We start from the raw sequence: 12,164 nt of genomic DNA, 5'->3' as shown, positions 1-12,164 counted from the left end.
AGCGATTTTTAGCCCTCGGTTGTGTTACTCATATAAAAATTATATTCACGCTATAAATATTAAATAACAATATAGCAATATGGTGTATTATTTATTTCTTTAAGTAAAACGTGTTTTTTACGAGATTTAGTAAGGTAAAATTTCTCATCTAAATAACTATCGATGAGATGATCCAGTCTTTCCTTGTCTATCGTGGGGGTGATGCCCAGGGTTCAGAAACTACGCAAATCAAGTTCAGAACGTTTAATTTTGGCACTTTTCTCTAAGTCTGCGATCATATTTTTAACACAACTAGTCGCGTCTCTGTTTTGTTTTATTTCAAGTGCGATATAGCTATCTTGCGTCCAGCCTTTTTTACGTAATAAGAAATCTGTGCGTAGTGTGGGGCGCACGGGATTTCTGCGCTTATCACAGCAAAGTGTTTGTTCTCGCCACCATTCATGGCCTGTTGAGCAGAGCATATTGGCAAATTCAACCTGAAGCCACACTTCCCAACCAGTGATATTGTTTTGGTCAATAATATTAAGTTTTTGACAAATATCCTCACGTTCAAAAAAGAGATGTAATAGCGTTGAGAGATGATCGAAGTCACGGTTTAACATTTCAGATGTCCTTTCTTAAAAATTTACATATAGAACATATTTCGTTCAAAATAGATACAGTTAGTGTGAAAAAAATAAGAAAGAAAAATGTATCAATGAGTGGTTATTGTATTTTTGAACAAAAATAAAAAAGTGAGGTAAATTTAACCAGTTTCAGGTCGCTACCTATAAAGTTTTCTCATTCCAGGCCGAAAATCCTGCTATCGGTCAACAGGAAAAGAGAAACCATGTTAAAACGTATCAGGATCGTGACCAGCTTACTGCTGGTTTTGGCCGTTTTCGGCCTTTTGCAACTGACATCAGGCAGCCTGTTCTTTAACGCTTTAAAAAAGGACAAAGAAAATCTCTCCGTCTTACAAACCATTCGCCAGCAGCAATCTACGCTAAATGGCAGTTGGGTTGCGTTGTTGCAGACGCGTAACACCCTCAACCGTGCGGGTATCCGCTACATGATGGATCAGAACAATATTGGCAGCGGTTCGACCGTCGCCGAGCTGATGCAGAGTGCCACTATTTCGCTGAAACAAGCGGAAAAAAACTGGGCAGATTACGAAGCATTACCGCGTGACTTGCATCAGAGCACAGCGGCTGCTACGGAGATCAAACGTAATTACGATATCTATCACAATGCACTGGCGGAGCTGATCCAGTTGTTAGGGGCGGGCAAAATCAACGAGTTTTTTGACCAACCTACTCAGGGATATCAGGACGGTTTCGAGAAGCAGTATATGGCGTACATGCAGCAAAACGATCGTCTCTATGACATCGCCGTCACCGATAATAATGCTGCCTTTAACCAGGCAATGTGGGTGCTGGCGGGTGTGCTGATCGTCGTACTGGCGGTCATCTTCGTCGTCTGGTTTGGTATTAAAACGTCGCTGGTAGCGCCGATGAATCGCCTGATCGACAACATTCGTCATATTGCTGGCGGCGATCTGGTGAAACCGATCGAGGTAGACGGCTCTAATGAAGTGGGGCAACTGGCAGAGAGTTTGCGCCATATGCAAAGTGAACTGGTACGTACCGTGGGTGATGTGCGTAATGGTGCTAATGCCATCTATAGCGGAGCCAGCGAAATCGCTACCGGTAATAACGATCTCTCTTCACGCACTGAGCAACAAGCCGCTTCGTTAGAAGAGACGGCAGCCAGCATGGAGCAATTGACTGCGACAGTGAAACAGAATGCCGAGAACGCGCGACAGGCAAGCCATCTGGCGTTAAGTGCTTCCGAAACGGCACAACGTGGCGGTAATGTGGTCGATAGCGTGGTACAAACCATGCGCGATATCTCTACCAGTTCGCAGAAAATCGCCGATATTATCAGCGTCATCGACGGCATTGCTTTCCAGACGAATATTCTGGCCTTGAATGCGGCGGTCGAAGCAGCGCGTGCGGGTGAGCAAGGGCGTGGTTTTGCGGTAGTTGCGGGAGAAGTGCGTAATCTGGCTCAGCGTAGTGCCCAGGCGGCGCGTGAAATTAAAAGTCTGATTGAAGATTCGGTTGGCAAAGTGGATGTCGGATCGACACTCGTCGAAAGCGCCGGGGAAACTATGGCGGAGATTGTCAGCGCCGTGACCCGCGTGACCGATATCATGGGCGAAATTGCCTCCGCTTCAGATGAGCAGAGTCGCGGTATCGATCAGGTTGGTTTAGCGGTTGTTGAGATGGACCGGGTAACGCAACAGAACGCTGCGCTGGTGGAAGAGTCAGCCGCTGCTGCTGCCGCGCTGGAAGAGCAGGCCAGCCGCCTGACTGAAGCTGTGGCTGTATTTCGTATTCAGCAAGAGCAACAGCGTCAGCGCGAAGCGTTGGCGGTAAAAACGGTGGCACCGGTGGTGTCGCGTAAAGCGGTAGTGGCTGATAGCGGGGATAACTGGGAAACGTTTTAATTGCCACAAAAAATGCCCGATAAGCGATGACTTATCGGGCAAGGGGAGATTACTCTTTATGCGGATCGCTAATGGGTTGATGTACCATGAAGATGTACGCCAGCGCGCCTGCTGCGGTGACGCAACCGCAGATGAGCAGCGCCAGACGGAATGAGTGAGTGGTATCGACAATAAAACCGGTAATAATCGGTGCTAATGAGGCGCAGATGAAGCTGGCAAAGTTCTGGATACTGCCCACTGATGCAGTCATGCGAGAAGCTACCGCTACGTGAACCAGTCCCCAGCAGGATGTACTGGCAAAGTGAAGGCAGAACAACGCCATGCCAATCAGCAGAACCGCGCTCATGGGGGTTGTCGCTTGTGGTACTACCAGAGTAAAGGCGGCTGAACTGAACATCCCGGTAATAATACAGAGCTTACGGTTCTTAATCGGCTTCATCCCTCCTTTGACCAGCCAGTCGGTCACATATCCGTTGAGTAGCATCCCGATCCCACCGAACAGGAAAGGTATTGCCGCCATCAAGCCCGTGCTTTTTAAATCCAGGTGATAGGCTGTTTGCAGGTAACCCGGCAACCAGGCAATGTACAGCCATGCCGCATAGTTGATACCACTGAAACCGAGCATCATTCCCCACATTGTGCGGTTACGAAACAGGCTGCGCCATTCGGCAAAAGTGAGTGGGTCGCGGCGGGTATTGACACTACCGGCGTTGAGATAGGTTTGTTCAACGCCGGTCAGCACTACCTGCTCGCGGTTGCGATAGAGCATAAACCAGGCGATGGCGAGAAAAATACCCAGTGAGCCGATGGTTATAAACATCCCACGCCAGCCGATGGCCAGCATTATCGCCGCCAGAATCGGCGGGCTTATGGCAACACCAATGATGGCGGCTGCGTTAAAAAAGCCCATCGGGCGTCCACGTTCTTTGATGTTGAACCAGTCGTTAATCACTTTAACACCGCACGGGTTCATGGGAGCCTCACCGATCCCCATACCAATACGTACCAGCACGAACTGCGTAAAGCTGTGTACCATGCCAGACATTGCCTGGAACAGCGACCAGACTAGCATCCCTAGTCCCAACATCAGACGTGAACCTTTGCGATCCAGCAGTGCGCCTGCGGGCAATTGCGCAATCCCGTAAGAGAGCGAGAACACGGAGAGTAAAGCGCCCATCTCGGTGGCGTTTAACCCCAGCTCTCCACGAATAGTTACATTCGCTACCGACAGCGAACTGCGATCGAGAAAATTTATTACCGCAGCAATAAATAATAACACCATGGCGGTGGTTTGAATGTGTTTAATTCGGGGACTGCGTTGAATTAATCCATTTGGTGGCACGGGGATATCTACCGACGACGATGAGCGAAAGGAAGACTGCGGATCGAGGGTAATATTTTCTTTTTCCACGCCGAACTCCTGTATCTATAATATATTAATTATTTGCGTAATTATGTATTGCGCAGGGTTAATATTAATGGCAGATGAAATCTTTAGGATTTCACTACCGCTCACAAGAAAACATTTATAGTCGACTGGTTGCGAGCATAGGTAAGCCGGAAATTTCGGGTGTTTATATTTTGATAAAACCGTGCACAAACTAATAGTTTGCTGTTTTTAATCTGTATTTAATAAACGTACCGCTTGTTCTTCTTGATGGAACGAATCATCGCTTGTTTAGCTGAATTCAAATGGTTACGTAGTGCAAGCGTTGCATCCACATAGCTGCGGCAAACCAAAGCACTGAGAATAGTCATATGCTCATCTATGGCTATGATATTGCGCTGCCGGCGATCGTTTTCGTCCCATTGATAGTGGAAATGAAAGATGACGGAGATAATATCAATGGATTGATTGAAAAAGATATTGTCAGTGGCTGAAAGCAATAAGGAATGGAACTCTCTGTCCAGTTGCGAGAACGTGTGAAAATTACTGCCGATGTTGTTACGCAGCATTCGGTGGCGTTCGAGCATGGTTTTCACCTGAAACCAGCGCGGATCATTATCAGGCAGAGTGAGAAAACGCTGGATTGAGCGCGTTTCCAACATTTCGCGCAGTTCAAAAAGCTGCTCGGCGTAGGATTGATCGAAATGCTTTATCCTCCACTGACCGCGTTTTTCGCTTTGGGTGAGGTTATAGCACCATAATTTTAAAAGATATTTTCTTGCCGTAATCGAGCTGACACCTGCCGCTCGCGCCAGTTGTAGCTCCGAAAAAGTTTCACCAGGCAATAACTGACGCTGATTTATCATCGTGAAAAAAAACTGCTCAAATACTTTGTCTTGCTCGCTTATCGAAGCTGCGGGACAGGCAAAACCATCGTTGTGATCAGGTTTACGCGTGATGACGTGGTCATTCCCGACCTGCGTCAGGACACCGCATTCGCGTAAGTGGCTGAGAACATGACGCACCGTGGTGCGACTGACGTTGTACATTTCCGCTAGTGAGCTTTGCGATGGGAGTGGGGAAGGGATATGACCACATACCATCTCATCAATAAACTGGTTAACCACATTATGGCGTAAATTTTGTGAGCGACTCATATTTTTCTCCTTGTCGCGCTATTAAAACCCGATTTAAAACATTTTTATGCGTGTATTTTCACAAAATAGATTTTCTATTTCACTGGCATTTTTCATTTTCATTGATATCTAAGACAACAAAAAATGGAGAGCAGAATTATGCCTAAGATAAATACATTAATTTGCCAGAAACCGAAAGAATTAGTCTGGAAACAATATGAAATGCCAATTCCCGGTGGCGATGAAGTATTGATAAAGATTAAGTCTGTCGGAATTTGTGGTACTGATATTCATGCCTGGGGTGGAAATCAACCATTTTTTAGTTATCCACGCGTGTTAGGCCATGAAATATGTGGAGAGATTGTTGAATTAGGTAAAGATATTGCTGATCTCAAAAATGGCCAGCAAGTTGCAGTGATCCCTTATATCGCCTGTCAGAAATGCCCGGCGTGTAAAAGTGGTCGCACCAACTGCTGTGAAAGCATTTCGGTCATAGGGGTGCATCAGGATGGCGGTTTTAGTGAGTATTTAAGCGTGCCAGAGGCGAATATTTTGCCCGCAGACGGCATCGACCCACAGGCGGCAGCGTTGATTGAACCCTTCGCCATTAGTGCTCATGCGGTGCGCCGCGCGGCAGTTGCGCCTGGCGAGCAAGTGCTGGTGGTTGGGGCGGGGCCAATCGGTCTTGGCGCGGCGGCAATTGCTAAAGTTGATGGCGCACAGGTGGTGGTGGTCGATACCAGTCCGGCGCGGCGTGAGCATGTGATAAGGCATCTGGAGCTACCCGTGCTTGATCCGGCAGCAGAAGATTTTGATGACCAACTGCGCGCGCAATTTGGTGGCTCTCTGGCGCAGAAAGTGATCGACGCGACAGGTAATCAACATGCGATGAATAACACTGTTAATCTGATTCGCCACGGTGGCACGGTAGTCTTTGTCGGCCTGTTTAAAGGCGATTTGCAAATCTCTGATCCAGAATTCCACAAAAAAGAGACCACAATAATGGGTAGCCGTAACGCTACGCCGGAAGATTTTGCGAAAGTCTGGCGGCTGATGGCTGAAGGGAAGATCACTGCCGACATGATGTTAACCCATCGCTATCCGTTCGCCACGCTGGCAGAAACCTATGAGCGCGATGTGATTAACAATCGTGAGTTGATTAAGGGCGTGGTTACTTTCTGATAATGAGTGACTGGTAAAGTGGCTATGCAGTGTTGGACACTATTTTTATTTATCAATAATGTTTTGTTGGTCGGATAAGACGTTTACGCGTCTTATCCGACCTGTAAATCCGTCAGTGTTTACCCTTCACGCGCCACCACTTTAATTTCCACCATCCCGATACCGAGTTTACGCGGCGAGTGACCGAGAATATTCCCTTCGTTGGTTGCGACGGGTTCCGGCGGCACAATCACCAGGGTGTCGGCATCGGTTGGGTTCTCGAAATGCAGCGTAGTGGTGGTTACTTCGTTGCCCAGCACGATGGTTTGTTCTTCATTGCCAACGCGTACCGGAATGGGGCGGCTGGCGTTATTACCGTAGGCTTTGGCGGTAATCACCAGATCAAATTTCTTCGGCAGCGGATGCTTGTACTCGATTTTCACTTCATCACCAAGCTGTGCGTTAGACCAGCGTCCCCACGACTCCGGACGGGAAATCCCGCTAAACTGTTTCACCTCTTCCGGCGCACCCGCGACGTTAAAGATGAAACTGTCTGCTTTGTAGCGAATATCGTTATCGACAATCTTCAGTGTATCGACATTGCCTTTGTAGCGTTCCATGTCGATGACCGTGTCCTTAAATGCCGTTTTACCTTTCCATTCTGGCTTATCGACATGCTGCACTGTTTGTTGCCCGCCAAGTTGCCCCTGTGAAACACACCAGTCGGTAGAAAGCGCCAGTTCCGGCGCCCACAACTGCCCCATTTTGTAGCAGCGGTCAACCCAGATGAAATTATCACGTGGGGCGAAATCGGCCAGTTGGAAACGCAGTGGTGCGGAGTATTCACTTTCTGGCAGCGGTTCCACTCGTTTGTCTGAAACCCGCAGCAGCAGCGGCAAACGGAAATGACTACCTGAGAAGGCGATCATGTTTTTATTCTGATTGATGGTAAATTCTTTTATCTCGGTGGGGAATTTCCACAGACGAATGATATCCGGCTTCCACGCCAGTACTTTCTCTTTCATGTTGAGGAACACTTCTGACATTGACTGAGCAGAAAGGCTACTGCGTCCGAGGCCGATAAAATTATCACCACCAAGGATATCCAGTACCGTAGCGCCGTTATCCATCGTGTTGCGCTTCACTGCCAGCGTCTCTTGCTGCGGTTTGTCGCCACGGATGACAAAAAACAGGTTATTGCGATCCTGCTTATTGAGGTATTTCCACGCCGTGTTATTCATCGCTAAATGGTCAGAAGAGACGACGATGACGGTATCTTTAAACCACGGTGACGCTTTGATTTTGTTGATAAACGTCGCGATGTTCTCCTGGCTACAACTTACCGCACTGAATGACTGGTTCGGTTTACCGTCAAAATCATATTTTTTGCGATTACAGGTACGAGAGATAAAACCATCCGGGTGATGGGTATCGACCGTCAGGGTAAACAGTGAGAACCGCTGACCAGAGCGGGAAAGCTCTTCAAACTTTTTCCATGCTTCATCCAGCACGGTATCGTCGTAGAATCCCCAGTCGTTGCGATAATGCGGGTCTGCGACCACGCTTTTCAGCTCTTCCGAGCCGTACAAATGGTCGAAGCCGTGTGATTTCAGGAACACATCTTTACCGGCAAAACGCAGATTAGCGCCCTGAACGAAATAGTTCTGATAACCCGAGTTTTTCAGGATATCGCCCAGACAGATGTTCTGCGGGAAGAAGCTGGAAACAGATGCAGAAGCGTTGCCTTCAAATGGAGCAAAAAGCGGAATACCACACTGGGAAGCCACCATGCCCGCAATCGTGTAGTCCGTTCCCGGCAGCTGCTGCGTGTGGCTGAAATCCAGACTTTCATTTTTCAGCGCGCCCAGTTCAGGCGTGAGATCCGGGAAAGCATCGTTGTCAAAATAGGTGCGTTCGAGGCTTTCTCCGTAGATATAAACCAGGTTGAGTTTCGGGTCAGGAATGGTTTTCGACGGTTCTTTATAATAAGCCGCAAAGTCCGGATCGCCGTCGCGCGACTGGGATTTCACCAGTTCTGTTATCTGACGAAACGCCGGGCTGGCATCGACAGAACCCAGTGCCAGCAAGAGCGCCAAAAGGCTGTAACCAAAATGGTGCGGATGATGACGTCGGCGGCGCAGGATCCAGCCCAGTGCACCGAAAACGACAGCCAGTGCCAGTGCAATGCCAATACCTGGCAGGATATATTTGCTGACGCCTGCACCGGTCAGGCTGTTGGTTAAGGTATAGAGAACCGCGTCGTTAATACCATCGCCAGTAAAATAGTCGCTGGCAAACAGGGTAATATTTAAAACGACAAATAACCCTAACACCGTTAACGTGGCGGCAAACCACCAGGTGTTACGTCCCGCTTTCCATGCGTAGATCAGCACAGAGGCGAGAAACAAGGCAAATGAGAGTAGTTCTGACAACGGGCGATCCTCACTAAACCAGGCTGTGTAGCCGATGTTTAAGATTTTTTGAGAAACACAATGTAATGGCGCTGCCATATTGCTGCAATTCTAGTGTCAAAAAAATGCGATGTTGTTAGGAATTAGTTTATAAACAGACTTTTTTGATCGAGGTTGTTTCCCGCATAGCAGGGGATGAAAGCGTCAGAAGTGGGAAAAAGAGAAGGGGATTGCCGCGCCAGCCGATTAACAGCTAAAACGCGGCGTTATGCGGATCAAGAGATAAAGTTCAGACCTTGCTTTAATACCAGATCGCAGGCTTTGGTTTTCACTTTCTCCGCCAGCGGAGTCGTACCGATGTTATCCAGATTAAGCTGCTGGCCATCTTTGGTTTTCAGCAAACCCTGAATGCCGTCCAGATAGTTGGTGTCTTCTTTCTGCTCTTCGCTGTTCAGACCCAGTTTCTCCAGTACCTGGTTTTTGATGTTTTCCGCATCGGTCACCGAAGCCAGCTTTTGCTTCGCGCAGTATTGCAGAATGCCTGCGGCATTGTTCATGTTATCTGCGCTTAATGCCTGGTTGCCGCTACTAAGCAGGTTAGTTAATGAAGCGAGCGACCAGCCGCCTTCCTGTGTGGTGTTTTGATTGCCTAACTCGCTGGCGGCGCTGGAGAGCGCATCTTTCCAGGAAGCGGCATTCACCCCGGCGGAAATTAATGCGCTGGCGGTAATTGCACAGCACAGAAGGTGTTTAACAGTTTTCATCATCATTACTCAAGGTGGAATTTTGTCGCAGTATAACGCCGGGAATGGGGATTAATACTCTTTACCCGTTACCCGGCTACGATAACTGTCCCAGTTGAAGATCACCCACAGACTGTTACCCAGGCGCATACGATCCATAACACGCTCGCCCAGCAACTTCGTCATTTCCTCCACATTGCTGTTTGTTAGCATTCCGGTTGGTCGCTTGGAAGAAGAGCGACGATCGACGATCTGATTGATGATCACTTTTTCGTATTTAGATTCGGTCTGCACACCGATCTCGTCGATCACCAGTAGATCAACGTTGCTCAGATCGTTGAGCAGTTGTTCTTCACTGGCACCGCTATTTTTGAAGGTATCTTTCATCGCCGACATAATATCGGCAACAGTAATAATCAATACCGATTTGCCGCGCAGCAGTAGTTCGTTGCAGATTGCCGCCGCCAGATGGTTTTTACCGGTGCCCGGCTTGCCAGAAAAGATAAAGCTGGCGATGTTGCCGTCGAACTCTTCGACATATTGACGCGCTTTGCTCAACGCATTCATCTGCCCTTCGCATTCAACACGATAGTTCTCAAAGGAACAGTTCTGATGCAGCGGACGAATGCCGGAGCGGTTAAAGGTGCGCTGCATTTTCATCGCCCGATTCTCGCGCTCCAGAGCGGCGGAGCGGAGCACCCCTTGTTCTTTCTGCCACGCCAGAAGTTCTTCACCCGTTTTGAAGGCGGGTTTGATATGGGCAGGCATCATTTTTTGCAGGCGTTGCATCAGGTCGCCAACGTTTTTCATCGTTACCCTCTGAATCCTGGTGGAATTTGGCTGTCAGGTTCGCTGACCGTGTTCACATCTCGTTTGGCCAGGCCGCCGTTGCTGGCGCGACCAATTTGCAGACTGCGCGCCAGTTTTTGCTGCCACTGTACATGGTGAAAGACTTTACCTTCCGCCTGCCAGTAGGCAATGAATGAGGCCAGTTCTTCGGCGGTAGCTGGCTCTCTTAGTGCCACGCCCCACAACGCGGCCTGGCGAGTAAAGTCGGCATCGGGTCGCCAGTCTGGGTACATGGCAAATTTCCCCATCGGTACGGCAACGGGGGCAGTTTGCGGTTCCTGATAGAGTTGATCGTCCAGAGCGACATCGCTTCCCGGACGTGCCAGCTTTTCTTCCAGCGCCAGCAGTTCAGCAAGACGCGCGGGCGTGATGGCATAAAACGCCGGAGCGTTGTTAGCAAATACGGCAACCATTCCGCCTTCAGCTTTTGCCAGAACGGTCTGGTGATCGTGTACCAGGGCGTCAATACCAACGACGTCCGGGGTCAAAACTCTGGAAGACATACTGTTTCTCAATATGGAACGATGAACGAGAAGGGAGATTACTTTTATAGTAACACACGGATGAAAGGAGGCTGTCTCTCATCCGTGTGCTTTAAGCGAGGCAATTTTATACGCGAGGGCGCTTGCGGTACAACCATAATCCAGGAATGGAAAGGCCGATGGATAATGCTCCAACAATTGATGACGCCGTAAGAAAGTTGGTTAACAGGGTAATCATCAACGGCTCGCTGTAACCTAACTGACTGATTTTTACAGCTGAAATCATTGCTGTATAAGCAGAGATGCCAGGGAACATAGGGATAACGGCCGCCACGGTAAAGACTTTTGGATGCGCCAGATACCAGCGCGACCATTGAATTCCAATGGTGCCGACCAGCATAGAGGCCATAAAGGTTGACCACTCAATATTCAGCCCGGTAGTCATTAAGATCATTCGTGAACCATGACCAATCGCGCCAAGCAGCGCACACCAGCGTAACGCTCGAACCGGAACGTTGAATACCATCGCAAATCCGACCGCAGGAATTGCCGCGAGGATCATATCCTGCACCAACGCTATGAGAAATTCGATCATACCCATCCGCGTAGTCCCCAAATCGTCAGTGCCATCACCACGCCAACGCAGGTAGCCAACGTCAACAGGCTGGCAATTGCCCAGCGTGCCAGCCCGGTATTGATGTGGCCTTTAAACATATCGGCGACGGCATTAATTAACGGAAAGCCCGGCACCAGCAACAGAACGCTGGCCGCCATCGCTATGGTAGGCGTATGACTGAATGTCGGAAGTTGTAAAAGGAGGCCGGAAATCGTGGTGGCGGCAAATGCGGTGAGACAAAAGTTTATCTGCGGGTGAAGATGGCGTTGTGCCAGCAGTTGGCGGATGTACATGGCGATCATGCTGGCAAAGAACGTAATCAGCGCGCCGTCCCAGCCACCGTTATTCAGTTTGCAGAAACAGGCGCAAGAAAGTCCAACCATCAGGGCTACCAGCCAACGCGGATAGCGCAGAGGATGTATTTGACTAAAACGCTTCTCCACACCTTTGCAATCCAGCAATTTATGTTCCGCCAGAATCACAATGTGCTGTACTTCAGTAACCACATGCATATTAATGCCGCGATCCTGATTTTTACGTGTCGAGGTTAAACATTGACCATCTTTAATGGTGGTCAGCACAATTGCGTTGGAAGAGATGGAGCTTTCAACGCAGTCCATACCCAGCGCACGCCCAAGTCGTGAAGAAAGCTCATCCACCAGCGCACTTTCCGCCCCGTGCTGCAAAAGAAATAATCCGCACTGGATACATAGCCGTGTTACGGCTCGCTGTTGCTCAGTTTGCATAACTCGCCCTTTGTCATAGACGTGCTGCGTATTGTTCAAATAATGAGACCCCATTTGTATCATGAAGCGCGGTTGTTTTGGGGTTGGTTAAGATCAAAATTGCGCTGATTAATTCTGGTTATGGCCACAGGAAGCGATCTGC

The 12,164-nt window shown here is 48.9% G+C and carries 10 protein-coding genes and 1 pseudogene; 2 read left to right on the top strand and 9 right to left on the bottom strand.

What is annotated here, in order from left to right; translation table 11 throughout:
* Positions 1-59 precede the first annotated feature (59 nt).
* A pseudogene (locus tag HEM79_RS04075) lies at positions 60-602 on the bottom strand (hypothetical protein).
* 227 nt (positions 603-829) lie between these two features.
* On the opposite strand from HEM79_RS04075, the gene tsr reads away from it, so the two are divergent.
* Positions 830-2,491: a methyl-accepting chemotaxis protein gene (gene tsr / locus HEM79_RS04070; RefSeq protein ID WP_176241844.1), complete on the top strand. Its 1,662-nt coding sequence runs from the start codon at positions 830-832 to the stop codon at positions 2,489-2,491.
* Between the two features lie 49 nt (positions 2,492-2,540).
* Here tsr and HEM79_RS04065 read toward each other — a convergent pair whose 3' ends face one another.
* Together HEM79_RS04065 and HEM79_RS04060 are read right to left on the bottom strand one after the other, a co-directional pair.
* Positions 2,541-3,902: an MFS transporter gene (locus HEM79_RS04065; RefSeq protein ID WP_176241843.1), complete on the bottom strand. Its 1,362-nt coding sequence runs from the start codon at positions 3,900-3,902 to the stop codon at positions 2,541-2,543.
* 218 nt (positions 3,903-4,120) lie between these two features.
* Positions 4,121-5,035, bottom strand: coding sequence for a GntR family transcriptional regulator (locus HEM79_RS04060; RefSeq protein WP_000091592.1), 915 nt, complete (start codon positions 5,033-5,035; stop codon positions 4,121-4,123).
* A gap of 138 nt (positions 5,036-5,173) precedes the next feature.
* Between HEM79_RS04060 and HEM79_RS04055 the strand changes: the two genes are divergently transcribed.
* Entirely contained in the window at positions 5,174-6,196 is a 1,023-nt protein-coding gene (locus tag HEM79_RS04055; protein WP_176241842.1) for a zinc-binding alcohol dehydrogenase family protein, read from the top strand.
* 119 nt (positions 6,197-6,315) lie between these two features.
* Here the strand turns inward: HEM79_RS04055 and opgB are convergent, their stop codons facing one another.
* From opgB to HEM79_RS04025, 6 genes are all read right to left on the bottom strand, one after another.
* Entirely contained in the window at positions 6,316-8,607 is a 2,292-nt protein-coding gene (opgB, locus tag HEM79_RS04050; protein ID WP_176241841.1) for a phosphatidylglycerol--membrane-oligosaccharide glycerophosphotransferase, read from the bottom strand.
* 254 nt (positions 8,608-8,861) lie between these two features.
* Positions 8,862-9,353 (bottom strand): DUF2501 domain-containing protein YjjA, encoded by a 492-nt coding sequence (gene yjjA / locus HEM79_RS04045; protein WP_016231567.1) that lies wholly within the window; start codon positions 9,351-9,353, stop codon positions 8,862-8,864.
* A 48-nt stretch (positions 9,354-9,401) separates the two neighbouring features.
* On the bottom strand, positions 9,402-10,139 hold the full coding sequence (dnaC, locus tag HEM79_RS04040) for a DNA replication protein DnaC (RefSeq protein WP_176241840.1): 738 nt from the start codon (positions 10,137-10,139) through the stop codon (positions 9,402-9,404).
* Positions 10,140-10,141: 2 nt separating this feature from the next.
* On the bottom strand, positions 10,142-10,681 hold the full coding sequence (gene dnaT / locus HEM79_RS04035) for a primosomal protein DnaT (RefSeq protein WP_176241839.1): 540 nt from the start codon (positions 10,679-10,681) through the stop codon (positions 10,142-10,144).
* A 106-nt stretch (positions 10,682-10,787) separates the two neighbouring features.
* Positions 10,788-11,261 carry a threonine/serine exporter gene (locus tag HEM79_RS04030; RefSeq protein ID WP_000525340.1) on the bottom strand — a complete coding sequence of 158 codons (474 nt, stop codon included), beginning with the start codon at positions 11,259-11,261 and terminating at the stop codon, positions 10,788-10,790.
* On the bottom strand, positions 11,252-12,022 hold the full coding sequence (locus HEM79_RS04025; protein WP_010351504.1) for a threonine/serine exporter family protein: 771 nt from the start codon (positions 12,020-12,022) through the stop codon (positions 11,252-11,254). The genes HEM79_RS04030 and HEM79_RS04025 overlap by 10 nt, the downstream gene beginning before the upstream one ends.
* Between the last annotated feature and the right edge of the window lie 142 nt (positions 12,023-12,164).

The organism is Escherichia sp. 93.0816, from assembly GCF_013368855.2.
GTDB classification, from domain to species: domain Bacteria; phylum Pseudomonadota; class Gammaproteobacteria; order Enterobacterales; family Enterobacteriaceae; genus Escherichia; species Escherichia ruysiae.
Note: the sequence above shows the minus strand (reverse complement) of the source record. Positions and strands in the feature narration are given on the sequence as shown.